This is a genomic window from Tunturiibacter empetritectus (assembly GCF_013410875.1).
Classification (GTDB): domain Bacteria; phylum Acidobacteriota; class Terriglobia; order Terriglobales; family Acidobacteriaceae; genus Edaphobacter; species Edaphobacter empetritectus.
This window is the reverse complement of the sequence record NZ_JACCCU010000003.1, coordinates 582960-600028: the sequence shown is the minus strand read 5'-3', so window position 1 is coordinate 600028 and position 17069 is coordinate 582960. Positions and strand designations below refer to the sequence as shown.

Annotated in this window: 13 protein-coding genes; 3 read left to right on the top strand and 10 right to left on the bottom strand. The window is 58.6% G+C overall.

Features of this window, described 5'->3' with window-relative positions:
• Positions 1-63: 63 nt before the first annotated feature.
• The 5 genes from bamA to HDF08_RS20325 form a co-directional block, all read right to left on the bottom strand.
• Positions 64-3060, bottom strand: coding sequence for an outer membrane protein assembly factor BamA (gene bamA / locus HDF08_RS20345; RefSeq protein ID WP_179640473.1), 2997 nt, complete (start codon positions 3058-3060; stop codon positions 64-66).
• Between the two features lie 180 nt (positions 3061-3240).
• Complete coding sequence (locus HDF08_RS20340; RefSeq protein ID WP_179640472.1) at positions 3241-3426, bottom strand: CPXCG motif-containing cysteine-rich protein; 186 nt, start codon at positions 3424-3426, stop codon at positions 3241-3243.
• Positions 3427-3446: 20 nt separating this feature from the next.
• Positions 3447-5396, bottom strand: a complete 1950-nt coding sequence (locus HDF08_RS20335) for a S9 family peptidase (protein ID WP_179640471.1) — start codon at positions 5394-5396, stop codon at positions 3447-3449.
• A gap of 204 nt (positions 5397-5600) precedes the next feature.
• The gene (locus HDF08_RS20330) at positions 5601-6188 is read right to left on the bottom strand and encodes a cysteine dioxygenase (protein ID WP_179640470.1); all 588 of its coding nucleotides are present in this window, start codon (positions 6186-6188) and stop codon (positions 5601-5603) included.
• A 123-nt stretch (positions 6189-6311) separates the two neighbouring features.
• Positions 6312-8501, bottom strand: coding sequence for a molybdopterin-containing oxidoreductase family protein (locus HDF08_RS20325; protein WP_179640469.1), 2190 nt, complete (start codon positions 8499-8501; stop codon positions 6312-6314).
• Positions 8502-8587: 86 nt separating this feature from the next.
• On the opposite strand from HDF08_RS20325, the gene HDF08_RS20320 reads away from it, so the two are divergent.
• Positions 8588-9208: a TMEM175 family protein gene (locus HDF08_RS20320; protein ID WP_179640468.1), complete on the top strand. Its 621-nt coding sequence runs from the start codon at positions 8588-8590 to the stop codon at positions 9206-9208.
• Between the two features lie 6 nt (positions 9209-9214).
• Here the strand turns inward: HDF08_RS20320 and HDF08_RS20315 are convergent, their stop codons facing one another.
• The gene (locus tag HDF08_RS20315) at positions 9215-10399 is read right to left on the bottom strand and encodes an acyltransferase family protein (protein WP_179640467.1); all 1185 of its coding nucleotides are present in this window, start codon (positions 10397-10399) and stop codon (positions 9215-9217) included.
• 131 nt (positions 10400-10530) lie between these two features.
• Positions 10531-11868 carry a S41 family peptidase gene (locus tag HDF08_RS20310; RefSeq protein WP_179640466.1) on the bottom strand — a complete coding sequence of 446 codons (1338 nt, stop codon included), beginning with the start codon at positions 11866-11868 and terminating at the stop codon, positions 10531-10533.
• A 137-nt stretch (positions 11869-12005) separates the two neighbouring features.
• Here HDF08_RS20310 and HDF08_RS20305 point away from each other — a divergent pair, with 137 nt between their 5' ends.
• Positions 12006-12602 (top strand): YybH family protein, encoded by a 597-nt coding sequence (locus HDF08_RS20305; protein ID WP_257031304.1) that lies wholly within the window; start codon positions 12006-12008, stop codon positions 12600-12602.
• A 10-nt stretch (positions 12603-12612) separates the two neighbouring features.
• On the opposite strand, the gene HDF08_RS20300 is transcribed toward HDF08_RS20305, so the two are convergent.
• The 3 genes from HDF08_RS20300 to folP form a co-directional block, all read right to left on the bottom strand.
• Entirely contained in the window at positions 12613-13065 is a 453-nt protein-coding gene (locus HDF08_RS20300) for a PilZ domain-containing protein (protein WP_179640465.1), read from the bottom strand.
• A gap of 509 nt (positions 13066-13574) precedes the next feature.
• Positions 13575-14159, bottom strand: a complete 585-nt coding sequence (frr, locus tag HDF08_RS20295) for a ribosome recycling factor (RefSeq protein ID WP_179640464.1) — start codon at positions 14157-14159, stop codon at positions 13575-13577.
• A 270-nt stretch (positions 14160-14429) separates the two neighbouring features.
• Positions 14430-15350, bottom strand: coding sequence for a dihydropteroate synthase (gene folP, locus HDF08_RS20290; protein WP_257031302.1), 921 nt, complete (start codon positions 15348-15350; stop codon positions 14430-14432).
• A 65-nt stretch (positions 15351-15415) separates the two neighbouring features.
• On the opposite strand from folP, the gene dacB reads away from it, so the two are divergent.
• Positions 15416-17056 carry a D-alanyl-D-alanine carboxypeptidase/D-alanyl-D-alanine endopeptidase gene (gene dacB / locus HDF08_RS20285; RefSeq protein WP_179640463.1) on the top strand — a complete coding sequence of 547 codons (1641 nt, stop codon included), beginning with the start codon at positions 15416-15418 and terminating at the stop codon, positions 17054-17056.
• The last annotated feature ends 13 nt before the right edge of the window (positions 17057-17069 follow it).

Below are 17069 nucleotides of genomic sequence, written 5' to 3'. Positions count from 1 at the left end.
GGTATACACGTCACGAAGTGACCGCCTCCCGCGCAGGGAGGCCGTCCGGGAGGACCTGTCTTTCTAGAAGGTCGTGCTTACCGTCAGGCGGAAGGTCTTTCTTGGCTCACGCAGGATGTAATCAGCCCCATAGAACTGAAGCGCCTGCTGGTAGCTGAACTGACCCGCTCCATTGGTTGGGAAGTAGCTCTTGAAGGTATTGACGTTGTCAGGACCGGAGTTCGGAACCGCCAGCTCCTGCGGAACGGTCTTGTAAAGACGCAGCGGATTGTAGGCGTAGAAGATCCTGAACGGCGCATTGACGATCGGCAGGATCACCTGAATCTCTGCGCCGAGAGAGTCCCGCGGAACGAAGTTTGTCCCTGGGACTATCTTCAGCAGGTTCGGGAACTGCACCGACTGGCCTCCGAAGCAGGCGCCGTTGACGATTGTGGGGCAACCGTACTGCGCGCCATCGATCAACGACTGACCCGCTGTGCTCTGACGCAACTGGCCGTGCAACGCGTCGAAGGTCATGCCAAAGTCGTTGAAGAAGGCGAAGGTCACCTGATTCACAATCGGAATTCGGTACTCGATGTTCGAGACAAGTTGCGTGTCTCCACCGATAGACACCATGCGGTAGATCGGCAGCGGAATCTGGACCGGGCCGAGTGCGGGGTTGGTCGGATCACGCGGAACCGAGGTCCCATCGGGGTTGGTCAGGATGTATTGAACTTTATTCGGGATGAAGGTGTAGGGACCGACCGACCGGATGTCGAAGCCGCGAAGATCCGATTCGCCGCCGCTGTAGAGACGATGCGTTGGGGGGGCAACCTCGCCTGCGAAGCCTTGCGTATGAGCCAGCTGGATACGGTAACCCAGCACATTGTGGCCCTCGCGGTTCACCCTCAGACCCTTCATCGGGAAGAACTGGCGATAGCTGGCAATCGGCGAGATGTACTTCACGTTACCGCCCACACCTGCAACCTGCATTGAGATGTTGAAGTCCTTGCCGCTGTGAGGTCCGACTGCGCGATCGAGGCTCGAGAAGGTGAAGCTCGGCGTCACGACTGAAGTGATGATGCCGCTCAGCTGATTCTGCCCCGCAACGCCCGACCGGAACGCGAGCGATTGAAAGACGTTGGTCGTGTTCTGGTTGAACGTTGTCACGGACGACCGCGACAGCGAGTAAGAGATACCGACACGAGTCACGCCAGTCTTTGCAAACAGATGCCGCAGAGGCTCGCTTGCCGAGATCGTCAACCCTGTTGTCGACTGGTTATAGTTCGTCAGCAGCGACTGTTGTGCCGTCGTCAGGTTTCCCGCCGCCTGGCCGGTCGCCGACTGGCTCTTCGACGGGTTGAAGTCGTACTTGCTGGTGAAGACCTGCGCGCCCAGCGAGATCGGCTTGTCCCGGAGATATGGCTCGGTAAATCCGAGGCTCAGGTTGCGCGACAGGTCGCCGATATTTGCCTGCACCGAGAGCGTCTCACCGAGTCCGAGAAAGTTATTGGTCTCGTAGTTCAACCCGACAAAGGTTCCTGACAGCCCGCTGATGCCGCCGTTGAGGCCGATGGAGTTCTTGCCCTTCTCTTTGAGCTTCAGCAGCAGGTCGACAGTTCCGTCGTCGGTGTTCTGGCGGCTCTCCGAGTCCTGCTCGGCCTTCAACGCCTCAAAGTAGTTGAGCTGATTGAGCCGCAGAATAGAAAGATCCCAGAGCCGACTGTTATAGACCTGCCCTTCTTCCAGAAGGAGCTCGCGCCGAATGACCTTGTCGCGCGTGATGGTGTTGCCGGTAAACTCGATTCGCGAGACGTAGAACGCTTTGCCTTCATCGATATCGATGTTCAGCTTAATCGTCTTGTTGGCTTCATCGATCGTCGGGACCGGTGTGCCTACGAAGTTGATGAATCCGCCTTCGCCGAAGGCCTTACGCAGCTGATCCAACCCTTTGCCGAACAGGGTTGCGTTGAAGTACTCGCCATCTTTCTGTGCAAACTGCGCACGCAGCGCCCTGGTATTGGTGAAGTGGGTGTTGCCGGAGAAGGTGATACCGGCGAGCTTGTAGCGCGAACCCTCTTCTACCGGCATCAAAATGTCGATCCGCTTGCCCTTGGACGGATGCAGAGTAAATGGGTTGATTCCACCCGCGTCGCGGATGTGCGTGGTCGGCTCGCTGGTCAGCGCCTTGAAGTAGCCGCGGTCGCGATAGGCCTGGCGTACGCGCTCAGTGTCTTCATCCAGCTTGCTCGCGTCGAAGGTTCGCGCAAAGAGATTCTCGAGGATGATCGAGTGCGGAATTCCGATCGGCCGGAGGTTCTTCATCGCGGCGCGCAGGGTGCGATCGTTGATGCTGTTGTTGCCCTGGAAGGCGATCTTGCCCACCTTTACGGTCGGCCCCTCTTTGATATTGAACGTGATCGCGACGGCCGCGGGCGGAATTGTCTTGACCTCGGTCCGGATGGTGGCGAACTGGTGTCCGTGCTCTGCGAGCAGGTCTCTCAGCACCACCTCGGCCCGTTTGATCTTGGTGGGGTCGTACTGGCTCTCGACTGAAAGCGGTACCTTTGCTTTCTTGAAGCGGTCCAGAATGTCGGACTGCGTTATCGCGCCCAGGCCCTTGTAATTGATCTCGCGAATGGTCGGCTTCTCTTTGACATAGATGATCAGCTGCACGCACTTAGGGCTGTCGACGCGCTCAATGCGCACATCGTCGAAGTAGCCAGTGTTCCAAAGCGAGTTGAAGTCCCGCTCCACCACCAGCGGGTCGTAGAGGTCGTTCTGCCGGCTGTAGAGCCTGGCCAACACCGACTCCTTGGGAATGCGTCGGTTACCGATCACCTGCGGCTGGCACAGCGTCTCGACGTTGCCGGACAGCGATCCGGCCTGACCTGAGAGCGTCTGACCCGAAAGCGGCTGGGCCGAAAGAGACGGGGCCGAGAGGGACGAGGCGGCCAGAGCCGTAAACGCAATCATGTACGCGGCATAAGCGATGCGGGAGCGTCTGGAGCGCGTGCACACAGTCTTGGTCTTGCTTTTCAGGGAGCTTCCGCTCTCTCGATTCACGGTAAAGATACGCACACCCTCACTGCTCTAAAAATGACGCTCGCCAGCAAAGTCAGCGAAGTTCTGATTATATGGGAGCGGCCAGCGGTTAGCGAGTTCGCCCCATGATTCTGGCCGGACAACCTCAATCCAACCAACGAATTTCAGCGTGATGCTTTGACGAAGGCACCCACCCAAAGGGCATCCGTTGCTGGCTTAACTCTCCAACTCGGCGGTAATGGTGAACTCCTGCGCCGATCTGTCCCACCGCACCGTCAGCACATTCGGCTGGCAGCAAACCTGGCAGTCCTCCACGTACTGCTGCTTTGAGCCGGCAGACTCGTCTACCGTTGTCTCTACCCACTCCCCACAACCCGCGCACTGAAAACCGGCTGCATGCATCTGTTACTCCTTACTGAACCTCACTGTGCCTTGGTCTCTCCTTTAAGATACTTGTCAAACCAACCGACGGATCGCGTCAGCTCGTCTACCTGGTGCTCCCGCTTGATGAACCCGTGACCCTCCTCCGGGTAGTAGACGGCATCCACGGTTCGGCCCTCCTTCTTGAGGATATCCACCACCTGTTCGGCCTCCTCTTTCGGCACACGAATATCCCGCTCGCCCTGCAGCACCAGCAGTGGAGCTTTCTCGTTGCGGATGTACTTGAGCGGCGAGCTCGCCTCGTATACAGCTTTGTCGGCCACGGGATCGCCCAGCAGCGACTTCTCATACTCCTGCAAACGCGCATCCTCATGGGCCAGCATGGTGTACCAGTCCAGAATTCCGTACTCATCGACGGCCGCGGCCCATAGATCGGGATTTTTGCCGATGGCCATGAGTGTCATGAAGCCGCCGTAAGATCCACCCCAGATGCCGACCTTCTTCGCGTCGATAAATCCGGTGGCTTTCAGGAAGTCGACGCCCGCGATCTCATCCTTCAGATCCGCGCCGCCGAGGTCCTTCTTATTGGAGTTCTGAAACTCCATCCCATAGCCCGTCGACCCGCGCACATTCGGCGCAATCACTACGTATCCACGCGAAACCAGTAGAATCGCGCGTGCGTTGAAGCTGTCTACCGTCTGGCCTGTCGGTCCGCCGTGTGGCATCACCACCACGGGCGCCGTTCCATCGCGCTTCAGATTGAAAGGCACCCAAACAAATGCGGAGATCAACTTTCCATCGAAGCTTTTGTACGTTACCAACTGCGAAGAAGGCAGGACTGCCGCCGCCAGCACCGGGCTCTCGTTGTGGGTCACCTGCGTAATCGCTCCGCCAGCACTCAGCAGGTAGAGATTCGCCACATGTGTCGAATCCTGATGTGAAAATAGATAGCTTCCGTCTTCACGAAACGCGGTCGGCTCCGCACCCGAGGTGTTCAACCCGGCCGGTATGCCGCGATCACTCGCCTTCAGTGTCTTCACATCGACAAAGTTGATCGTCGCTCGTCCATCCGCGTTGAGGGTATATGTGAATGTGTCACCCTTCGGCGAAAATTCGCCCGCGTGTACTTCCCACTGCGAATCCGTGACCCACCGCTGCTTTTTCGACGCAATATCCAGCAGCGCGACATTCAGATAGCCGCCCTTCTCATTCGAGGTCAGCAGAAGGGTCTTGCCATCCGGCGATACCGCGGTCGCAAAGACGAGCGCCTTTCCGGTGTGAGTCGTCAGCTTCTCGGTCGCACCACTCTTCACATCCACCCGGTAGACGTCCGCGTCGTCGAGCCCCACCTGGCGTACCGCGTAGAGACTCCGCCCATCCGGGCTCCAGTCTCCAATATTCCAGAACGCCTTCGGATCCGTCTCGTGGGTTAGGATACGCACCTTCCCCGTCTCCCAGTCCATGACCCCGACGTTAGTCGATGCCTCGACCTTGACCTTGTTGGTGAAGGCTAACCATTTGCCATCTTTGGAAAACAGCGGACTGCTTTCACTCGTCTTGTCTGTGTTCGTGAGGTTCCGCGGCTCGCCTCCACTCACTGGAACCGCATACAGGTCGTACAGCTCATCGCCACCCTTGTCCTGTTCGTAGACGATCTCTTTGCCGTCTTTCGTAAACGCCGGGCCGGATTGACGGTCATCCGACTTCAGCAACTGCCGCGCTCCCGTCCCATCCCCCTGCATGACCCAAAGATTCAGCCGTCCTGAAGCGTTGCTGATATAGCCAATCTGCTTTCCGTCGGGTGACCATGTTGAACCACCGAGGCGCACCGTTTGCAGCAGTTCAGCCACAGGCATTGGAGACGATCCACTCGCGCTTGCAGCCGAGGTGACGCTCTTAGGGTCCGTCGCTACGCGATCACCCGGCCCCGAAGCAAATCCCGAAGCCGAAGCCAGCAAAACCAATCCCTGCCAAAAGCGGAAGCGTGTCATTGCAGACTCCGTAACAATCGAAGTGAACACCAGAAACCGACCGCGCCAGACTAGCACGCCACAAACCGCAATTTCTCGCGGAACAATCACATTCGGCCGCGGGGCGTTCAACGAACGCGAAGTGCTTCCTCTATTTTTCTAGACCGACCCATACCGGCCGCGGAGAATGACCAACGTCCCGCAAGCCCTTGTCAGCAATCTCGGTCAGGCAAGACCCACCTTCTCGACGGCGAGACTGGAGGTGAGACGACCGCGTTCGCTGGTGTTGGAGAGGCTGACCGTCTCGTAGCTTTTGGCGCTGAGATCGTAGACCTGACACTCATCGAAGGGGCGTGAGTAGATATGAAGAGTGACCGCGCGGGAGCCGAACGAAGGCGGATTGACAACGAGGTGGATCGGTTCGTCAGAGTCGACCTCGGCAGGATTGTCAGCGTCGATGATGTAGCGGTCGGTGGGGGCGAGCTCACAGAAATGCGTCCCGGGGTCCTGGTGGACGAGGCGGTAGTTCTGCACCTGTACCTTGCCGAAGGCGATGCCCATCCAGCAACGCTGGTTCGTGTGATTGTGAATCCTGCTCTTCTGTCCGATGTCCCAGCAGATGGCGATGAGATCGAAGAGCGATGTGTGAAGAATGAGGTTTCGGGTGTAGCACTCAGGGCTGAAGTAGAGATAGGGTTGCAGGCTCGTGATGGAGACCGGATTCTCGCGCATATACTCGAGCACGGCGTTGTCGGTAAATTGCTGTTCCGGGATTTCGCTTAGCCCAGTGGCGAAGGCGGTGATGTCGATCATGAAGGTTCAACTCCTACAGTGTCACTCCCGATTGTTGCTGGTCGCGACAAGGGGAGTCAAGGAGCTCCATCGAGATGCGCTCATTCCGGGAAGCAAGAGTCAGCGGCTCAATCGGATTGAACCTTATCTGATATCGGCCTGCCCCTTCCGTACCTCAACCAAGGTCGAATAAAACGTAGCACCGCCCCCGATATCGGTCAGCGTCTCCGACGTCAGCGCGTTCACGTTCGCGCCGTTTGCCGAAAGCTTGTTCCAATCCAGACGCGCCGCCACGACGCCCGCCGCCACCTGTGCGTTCACCAGCGCCCTGAGCGTGATGCTCCCGCGACTATTGAAGACCTCTACCGCGTCGCCCGTCGTGATCTCTCGCGCCGCGGCATCGGTCGCATGCATCTCCAGTACCCCAGCCGTGCGCGCCTCCATCCGCTGATGCAGGGGAATGTTCGCAAACGTCGAGTTCATGTAGTTGTCCGCCTTCCTCGGCAGAAACTCCAGTGGATATGCACCCTTTGCAGCATTCGCGCGGGACTCGGTTGGCGCAGCAAAGACCGGCACCGGCAATAACTCGCCGCGTCCGCTTGCCGTCTTGAACCACTCCGCGGTGCTGAAGGGCAGCACGTCACCGTTTGCATCCACCGGCATCTGGAGCGGAACGTGCCCCTCCCGCTCCAGCCGCTCACGGGTAATTCCGGCAAACCAGGGGTTCTCACTCTTCAGCGCCTGATCGATCAACTCGTCTTCGCGATCGTCAAAGCATGGCTCGTCAAATCCCATCCGCCGCGCCAGTTCGCCAAACATTGCGACGTTGCTCCGCGCCTCACCCAATGGCGCAATCGCACGGTTGCTCACCTGTGCGAACAGATGCCCATACGCTCCCTGCACATCCTTTACCTCAAGAAACGTCGGCGCAGGAAGCAGCATATCCGCATAGTCCGCCGTATCGGTAAAGAACTGCTCGTGCACCACTGTAAACAGGTCGTCGCGCTTCATGCCACGTAGAACATCGTTCTGGTTCGGAGCGACCGCCGCCGGGTTTGAGTTATACACAAACAGCGCTTTCACCTGCGGGCCGTCAGTCGCATCACTCCCCAGCGTAGTCAGCGCGCGGCCCAGCTGACTCATATTCACCACGCGCGCCGCCCGTCCCAGCGGACTGGCCAGCATCAGCTCCGGCATCTGCAGCACCTTGTCGTTGAACGGAAATGAACCCGACGTGGAGAGCAGTAATCCGCCGCCCTTGTGTTTCCACGCACCGGTCAACAGCGGCAGCATGCAGACCGCACGCGCCGCCGTACCGCCGTTCTCGCTCCGCTGAATTCCGTAGTTCAGCCGAATCACAGCAGGCCCTGACGAGCCGTTACGACCAGCCGCAGCATACGCCCGCGCCAGCCGCACAATCGTGCCCGCGTCAATCCCCGTCGCCTTCGCCACACTCTCGGGCGAGTGCTCCGGCTTCAACGCATGCGCCCGCAGCTCCTCAAATCCATGCGTGCAGGCCGCCACATAGTCGTGATCCTCCAGCCCAATGCTCAGGATGACGTGCATCAGCCCCAGAGCCAACGCCGTATCGGTTCCTGGATTGATGGCCAGATGCTCATCGGCGAGCGCAGCCGTCCGCGTCCTGTACGGATCGATCACGACCAGTCGCGCACCCCTGCGCCGGGCCTCTTCGATGAACGGCCACAGGTGCACGTTATTGCCATGGATATTCGCGCCCCAGGCAATCACCAACCCGGCATGCACGAAGTCCTGCGGCACTGTTCCAAGCTTCACTCCATAGACTGCCTTCAGTGCTGTTCCACCCGCCTCCGCGCAGATGGTCCGCGCCAGCTGAGAGGCGCCGAGCCGATGAAAGAACCGCCGGTCCATCGACCCATAACCCAGCTGTCCAATTGTTCCCGCGTAGCTGTAGGGCAGCACACTCTCCGGGCCGAAATCCGCCGCGATCTTTGTCAGCTTCGCCGCAATCTCGTCCAGCGCCTGATCCCATGAGATACGCTCAAACGCATCTGCTTCGCGTCCCTTCACAGCGCCGTACCCGGCGGGGCCCTTTGGTATGCCCTTCTTCCTGCGCATCGGATACAGCAAGCGATCGGGGGAGTAGACCCGGTCGAGATACTTCGCCACCTTGCCGCATAGAAAGCCACGCGTTACAGGATGCGAAGGATCGCCCTGCACCTTCACTGCTTTGCCCGTCAACTCATCGACTGTCACCAGCACGCCGCACGAGTCCGGGCAGTCATGCGAACACACCGCATGAATGAGCTTCCTTGCGCCCGGTTGCACGGCCGTTTCGACAGGATTTGCAGCCATCCCATTATTTTAGTCTCAACAGCCCGTCCCTTCGCGCCAATCGTCGTTGTATGCTGCTCCCAACACCAGAGCCCAGCTACAAACCTATGCCCCGCCATCACCTCTCCTCCCCAGCCCGCCTTGAAGCCTTCTCCGACGGAGTCATCGCCGTCATCATCACCATCATGGTGCTCGAACTTAAGGTCCCCCACCAGGAGGGCGTCGCCGGACTCTCCGCTGTCCTCCCCACCCTCGCCATCTACGCCATCTCCTTCGCTTTTACGGGGATCTATTGGATTAACCACCACCATCTGGTCCACCGCACCGAAGAAGCCGACGAGTTGGTCCTCTATGCCAATCTCTTCTTCCTCTTCTGGCTCTCTCTCCTGCCCTTCTTCACCTCGTACGTTCTCGAAAAAAAACTTGACTCCTTCTCCGTCTTCCTCTACATCGCCTCGATGATCTTCACCGGGTTCAGCTTCCTTCTTCTGCGCCTCTCCATCACCCGCCGTCTCCGCATCGCCAACAAGCTCGAAGCGGAGGACACCTCCGTCCAGCGCAAAAATCAGCTCTCCCTCTTCGTCTATCTTGTCGCCTTAACCATTGCCTTCTCGCACCCCCACGTGGCCCTGGGCCTCTGCGCCTTCGTCACGATCATCTGGATCACCCCCACCGTAGGGGTCAAACCACGCGAAGACCTCGACAACACCCACTTCAACCGCGATTAGCCTCCGCTACAAAGCCGGCTCATGAAGCATCTCCGCATCTACCTTTTCTGCAACTCGCCGTTCGTAGCGATCCCGAAGCACCATGAATGGTCGCTCTACCAACACATACAACAGACCAGCCGCCAACAAGCATGTCACCGCATAGATCACCACCGTCTTCCAATCGGGAGAGGCCGTGAGCGAGGGTAGGTACCTGCGATCCAGATGCGCGATCTCTTTATGCGTTAGATAAAGGCTGAAGGCAAGCGTCGCCAGCAATCGTGACCCTGGCACTGAAAACCGGCTCAGCCATCCATCGTTGCTGACGCTCGAAACCACCAGTAACCCCAGCCCGACCGCCAACAATGGATACCCAACCACTGTGCCCCACGCCGCAATCTTCGTCGCATCCCCCATCCCATCATTCCGAAACATCCAGCACACCGCGCCGGTAAGCGCGATCCCAAAAATCAAGGCCGCGTTCCCCCTGCGCAGCAGCCACGACCACCAACCGGACCGGAAGATCCGCACCAACGCCAGCGTTACCCCAACCACCAGTCCATCGAGCCGCGAGTACGTCGGATAGTACAGATAACGATAGTAAAACGTCCCGAAACCGTCAGGCACCTCGCGTCCACTCCATCTCGCAGGCGCAATCAAAGGTAAGAGCATGTAGCCGCGAAAACAGATTCCAAACAAAATCACTCCGCCGACGATAAAGACCGTCTTCCGCAGCGACGGCCTTCGCATCAACCAGATCACCAGCAGCGGAAGCACCAGATAGAAGTGCTCCTCCACGCACAGAGACCAGACATGCGAAAAGGCATGTTGGCTAAAGTCGACGAAAAACAGATTGACCGTGAACGTCAAAAACTGCCACACCGGGGGCAGCACCGGAGACTCATGCCACGCAGGAAACGCCAGATAGAGCCACAGAACAACCAAATAGGCCGGAAGAATCCGATACGCTCTCCGACGGTAAAAACTCCAAATCGAAGGCCGATCGCCCGACGCATAAGGCTTCAGCAGTTGCGACCCGATCAGGTATCCGCTCAGCACAAAGAACAGGTCGACCCCCATCCAGCCAAATTGCGCGACAGGAACAATGCTGCTTGGAAGGTATCCCTCCAGGTGATACAACATCACTGCCACAATCGCGAGTGCGCGCAACGTGTCCAGACCCGGCAATCGCGATAAATTTGATCGTGCCATCGTGTATCAAAACTCCTTCTCATCAATATCCGTCAATCAACGAAAACGCCCGCTTCAACCGAGATTAGCCGACGCGAAAGCGCTGGCATAAAAATCCACCCATCGCTTTGACGATGAGTCTGCCCTCAGCATTATTTTTTCTGAAGCTTCTCTGCCATTAGCTTCTCTGCCGTCTCCAGCGCATCGTCCGCCTTCACCGGAACATCAGGCACCACTCCAGTCCCCTCCCAGTCCGTCTTTGAGACTGGATTCACCGCTCGCGCAAACGGCACCCCCACCGTAAAGTGATCGTTCACTCGCACCCCTCTCACCGGATGCGCTCCCCCGCCAGTTGTCTCACCGACAATCGTCGCCCGCTTCAAACTCTTCAGGTCATAGGAGAACTCCTCACCTCCTGAAAAAGTATCCTTCGACGTCAGCACAAACACCGGCTTGTCCCCAAGCCTGGGTCCCGGTACATAAGGCGAAGTCCAGTACTGCTCCGTTAAGTTCTCCTTACGGTTATAAAGATCGTTCACATGCGTCGCCTGATCGAAGACATAACTCAGGAGGAATGCCACCATCTTCGGGTCACCCCCGCCGTTGTCTCGCAAGTCAAAGATGATCCCGTCCGCATGCCCGACAAAGTTCATCGCCGCCACCACTGTCGGGCCACACACGGCAGGGTCCGAGAATGCGTCCAGCTTTACATACCCCACATTGTTCTCAAGCACCTCTACTTTGCGAAATGCGCAGTTGTCCCGCTCCATCTCCTGCCGCCTCTGCGCCACCTCGTCCTTGCTTGGCCCCTTCTCTCCGGTCTCTGCCGGTTGCTTGTAGGGCGTGAATCTCAGATTCAGATGCCTGTCATGGCTCACCTCTCGCAGATGATCGGTCAGCAGTTGCGCCAGGGCATCACCATCCGTTACGGAATCGTAGTCGCCACGCTTCTCGTGCGCTTGGAGGGCCTCCACCATCTTTTGCGCGGATTCAGGATAGACATAAAACTCCGTCAGCTTTGCTCCAACCCCGTCGATTACCAGCTTTCGACTCGCTGCATCCAGCTTCATCTGTTCAAAGACAGCGTTCGGAGGCGCAGCCACGAGATCGATATGCTCCACCGTCACCGGCTGCCCGTCCTTAACCCGGATGCTTCCAAACGCCACCGTGGGGCCAGCCTTTTCCTTCACCTTGAACTTGATCAGCAACGGTTCGCTGCTATCGATCTCCAGCAAATCAAGTCCGCCCGTCTGCTTTCTGAACGACGTCGCTGTCGCAAAGGTGCCTGTCCTGTCCACTGTCTTTCTGTAGGCATCGAGCTTCGCTTCGTCTCCGCTGTTGAACGCATCCAGCCATGCCTGAAGGGTATGCCCAGCTGGCGTTCCGGGAACGGACGTCTGGCAAAACGTGACACCAGCTCCCACAAAAATCCATGCCGCAACGCGAATCATCCTGCGGCCCAAACCGATACTGCCGGGGGATCTCCTCATACGCCTCCACATCTTCACCCGCACGCATCTCTATGAACCGATTGATACCATGCGTTTCCCACACAGGGATGAAAATACGCTCGGTGGCCACCTTTGCATGCCCCCTCGATTCCAGGGGTGCTCGAACAGTTACGGTGATGACATCTACCAGAGCCGAGATCTTCCGCATGGTCTACTATCAATCCGACCTGACACGCAATTCGTTTATGAAGCAACTACACGAAACGACGCCAAACCAGAGAGCTTTTCCTTCGAGGTTCCTTATGCCACTGCGCTCCTTTCTCCGCCTTGCTGCAGTCTTTCTCGTCCTTCTCGCACCGGTCATGCTATCCGCACAAGCGCCCGAGCCGCTCCACACCGCCTCACGCCAGGAGCTAGACGTTATCAAGGTTCTGCTGGCTCAGGAGGCCGCGTGGAACCGCGGCGATCTTACCGCCTTCGCGAGCGGCTACAAGGACTCCCCCGATACCCTCTTCATCACGCACCAGATCTCCCGCAGCTACGCAGGCATGCTCGATCAGTACAAGCGCGACTACCCCAACCGCGCCGCCATGGGCAACCTTACCTTCTCCGAGCTTGAGGTCCACACGCTCGATGAAAACTTCGCCGTCTGCATTGGCAAGTATCACCTTGACCGCGGCAAAAAAGATGGCGGCAATGCTGGAGGCATCTTCTCCCTCGTCTTCGAGAAGACGTCCGATGGCTGGAAGATCATCATCGACCACACCACCTAGCCAGGGAGCGCTATCCTCGCTCCCCACTAAGCTCCGCGATCAACCCCTCCAGCTCAACCCGCACCTTGGCGCTCATCGTCTCAAACAAAAAGCCCGCCCCGCGTGTCCTCACCATTCGGCTGGTCCCCTCGCAGCGCAACACACGGTCGTGCGCCCGAAACACAATCTCCACCGGCGTGCCTGGAGCCAGCCGCAGCCGGGCCTCTGTCTCGATGTAGCAGCCCCCCTGGCTCACATCGAGCACCTGCCCGCGAAACAGCATGGTCCCATCCTTCACCATTACCTCGGCCCATGCGTCCACGGCGTAGCGCGTATGCTCCCGCCGTTCGACGATCCCCTCCACCGCAAAGCTCCGCCGCTCCTTCTGTTCCTGCTGCTTCTCCTGTTCTTGTTGCTCCGCCTGCTCTTCCTTCTCCTTCTGGCCATCGAATTGGCTATCGACCTGACCCTCGAACTTGCTCACGCCAGCCTCCCGGAGATCTTGCCATCCCCACGAAGCGAGAACGGCTGATCCAATCATCGGCGCAGATTCCAAAAGCGTTAGAGCTTTGAAACTCAAGCCCAATTGCATATCTGCCGTAAATCTCAATTTATTTAATTCCCGGGATCTAAACGGCTGCTCAAAGTTGAGGAGCGGCAAATCCAACTCCAGCCGTCCGCCGTACCTCTTACCAGCATGCGGCCGCACCAGCCGAGCACAGCGGAGACATCCATGCAATGTACAAAATGCCACTTCGGCAAGCTCTCGCGGACAAAACGCGTCGGACTCTTTGAGGGCAACTTCCTCCCCTTCTTTGGCTACTTCCCCTGGATCTGCTCCGTCTGTAAGCAGCGAATTCTGCTGAGAGATCGTGGGGAACGAAGGCGACTCGTCCGCGACGACGATTCAGATTTAGCAAGGTCCGGCCACCCACAAAAAAACGACCTTCACCAGCTACAGTGAAGGCCGTCCGATCTCGAGTCTGAATATGCTCAGACCGTCATGATCTCTTTTTCCTTCGTCTTGAAAAGATCTTCCACACGCTTGATCTCCACGTCGGTCAGTTGCTGAACCTCTTCGTTCGCCCGCTTCTCATCATCGGCCGAGATGAGCTTGTCCTTTGCCGCCTTCTTGATCTGGTCGTTTCCATCGCGACGAATGTTGCGGATCGCAGTCTTATGGTCTTCGAGCGTCTTGTTCAGCTGCTTCACCACATCCTTGCGCCGCTCCTCGGTCATCGGCGGCACGGGCACGCGAATCACCTTGCCATCGGTCATAGGATTCAGCCCTGTCCCCGACGTGCGAATCGCCTTTTCGATCGCCGATACCATCCCCACGTCGTAAGGCTGCACCAGGATCAGCGTCGGCTCGGGCGTAGAGACTTGCCCCATCTGCGCCACCGGCGTATCTGTGCCGTAGTAATCCACCTTGATCTGGTCGAGCATGTGGACATTTGCCCGCCCCGTCCGCGCTGATAGCAGGTGTCCACGGAAGTCTTCTACCGTGCTCTCCATCTTCGCTTTCAGCTGCTGATGCGTACCTTTTAATGCCTCGATCCCTGCCATTGCCGATGCCATACGTTCTCCTCCACTGCCATCCGATATTTTACAGAGACACGCTCCCCCATGCGAGGCTAGCGGTGAAAAGCTACTTATCCGGATGTCCTGCCGGACGGGCCCACTGTGCGTGGGGCGGTCACTTCGTGACTTGTATACCGCTTCGCTCAGCGCTCCCGTTGGTCGCGACGATGATAATTCCGACCAACGGGAGGACCACGCGAAGCTCTAAAAGGCATGCGAACGCCCGCTCCACGCGCAGTGGGCCGTCCGGCAGGACATGAGGTCGCACTAAAGAGCAGCGAGGATCTGGTCGGCGATGGCGGCAGCTTCGACGGCAGGGCGGACATCATGGGTACGAAGGATATGCGCTCCAGCAAGGATGGCGGCCACGTTGGCGGCGGTGGAGGCCTGGAGGCGGTCGCCCATCGAAGGGGTTGCGCCTTCGAAAAAAATCGACAGGCTGGGGCTTTGGGCCAGAGTGTGGGCAAGGAAGCCTTTGCGCGAGATGCCGGCAAGGATCGGAAGGTTGAACTGATGAAGCTGGTCGAAGTGCGCCAGAAGTGGATAGTTTTCATCGAGACGCTTGCCGAAACCGAAGCCTGGGTCGAGGACAATCTTGTTGCGTTGGACACCCGCTGCAGTCGCGAATTCGAGGCGCCCGGCTAGCTCGGCAAGGACCAGAGGCATAACCGCTTCGGGCGCAAGAGGGGGAAGATTCGGCCAGTCCTGGGGGCGGCCTCGAGTGTGCATGAGGATGGCTCCGCAACCGGATTGGGCGCAGGTATTGGACATGTCGGGATCCCAGAGGTGGCCACTGACGTCGTTGATAATCTCGGCTCCCGTTTCGAGGGCGCGGCGGGCTGTGACGGCGTGAAAGGTGTCGATGGAGAGGATGGCGTTGGGTTTTTCTTTGAGGATGGATTCGAGTACGGGGAGGATGCGGGATTGTTCTTCATCTGGGGATAGAGGCGTGGCGTTGGGGCGGGTGGATTCGCCGCCGAGGTCGAGGATCTCGGCTCCTTCTTCGAGCATCTTCAGCGCCCTCTCGACGGCTCGCTCGGGGGCGTGTTGGGAGGAGTAGAAGTGGCCGCCGTCGGAGAAGGAGTCGGGAGTGACGTTGAGGATGCCCATAATGATGGTCCGTGCGCCTAGCGGAAGGATGCTGGTGCGGAGGTGCCAGTCGTGACCGGTGCGACGGGTAAAGGGCATGGTTGGATTTTAGCTGTGTGTCCCTGGCGGACAGTCTTTTCGAAAGAGAATGCTAGACTGCGCGGATGAAAAGGCTTTCGGGATGGCGTGCGGCTGGTTTGTTGTGGGTTGCGGTATGTGCTCAAACGACCTGGGCGCAGAGCGTTGGATGCGAGGCGTCGTGCACACCGCTGGCGCAGACTATTGCCGGGCTGTTGCAGGACCCTTCGGTAGCGCGGGATCATTGGGGCATCGCAGTAGAAGGGATGGACGGCGCACCGATCTATTCGCTGAACGAAGGACAGCTCTTTCAGCCGGCCAGCAATGCGAAGTTGTTTACGACTGCTGCGGCGATGGCTTTGCTGGGAGCGAAGGCCACCTACCAGACAAAGGTTCTGGCGCGGGGTGTCTTTGAAGATGGCGGGAAGCTGACGGGACACCTTGTGCTAATCGGGAATGGAGATGCGAATTTGTCGGGGCGGGTGCTGCCGTATGTGGCGCCGATGCCGGGGCAGAAGCCTGATGCGGCGGAGTCAGGCCCGGCTCCGTTGCGGTATCTGGAGGAGATGGCGGACCAGATCGCGGCGACGGGGTTGAAGAGTGTGCAGGGAGATGTAATTGGGGATGACACAGTCTTTCCGTGGGAGCCTTATGCGCAGGACTGGGCGATCGACGATGCGGTTTGGGGATATGGCGCTCCGGTGTCGGCTCTGTCGATCAACGATAACCAGATCCAGGTGACGGTGACGCCCGGAGGTTCGGTGGGCGCGCCGGCTAGCGTGTTGCTCGATCCGGCGATGCCTTACTACATGCTTGATGTTGCCGTGACGACAGGAGCTGCGAAGAGTGGGAGCACAGTGCAGATGGAGCGCGCTCCCGGGTCCAGGGTGTTGCGAGTCTACGGAGCGATTGGGTTGCATGGGCAGCCGGATGTGGAGGAGATAGCGATTCAGGATCCGGCTGAGTATGCGGCGATGGCACTGAAGGGAATGCTGGAGTCTCGCGGGGTTCATGTGACTGGCGGGGCCAGGGCGCGGCACCGGGTATTGATGGATACGGAGAGCTTCAGCCGCGAGTCGGGCGCGGTTGTGGATGCTGCGAGGAAGGAGGTTTCGCCACAGCAGAGGATCGAACCATCGGACGATGCGGCTTTCGACGTAGCTGTTACGGGGGAGGAGAGGACATTGGCGCGTCACGTGTCCGCGCAGCTTGTTGAGGATATCGTCGTGACGAATAAGACGAGCCAGAATCTGCATGCGGAGTTGTTGCTTCGGCAGCTCGGTCTGGCGCGCGGAAGAGATGGGACGATCGCGCAGGGGGCTCGAGTGGTGCGGCAGTTTCTTGGGAACGCGGGGATTGATAAGGATGATTTTGTCTTCCTTGATGGATCGGGGTTGAGCGGGCATGATCTGGTGACGCCGCGAGCGACGGCGCGGTTGCTGCGGTATGCGAGCGGGCAGGCGTGGTTTGCGGATTTGAAGAGCAGCTTGCCGGTGGGCGGAGTGGATGGGTCGCTGGAGGGGCGATTTACGAAGGCTCCGCTGAAGGGGAAGGTGTTTGCGAAGACGGGGACACTGGGGGAGGCTCGCGCCTTGAGCGGATATTTGGAGTGTGCGAGCGGGCGTACGGTGATCTTTTCGATCATGGTGGGGAATCACCTGCCGCAGGTTCATGCGGATCGCGAGGTGATGGACAAGATCGTGGAGGCGATTGCGGCGGCGAATTGATTTCGAAAAGATG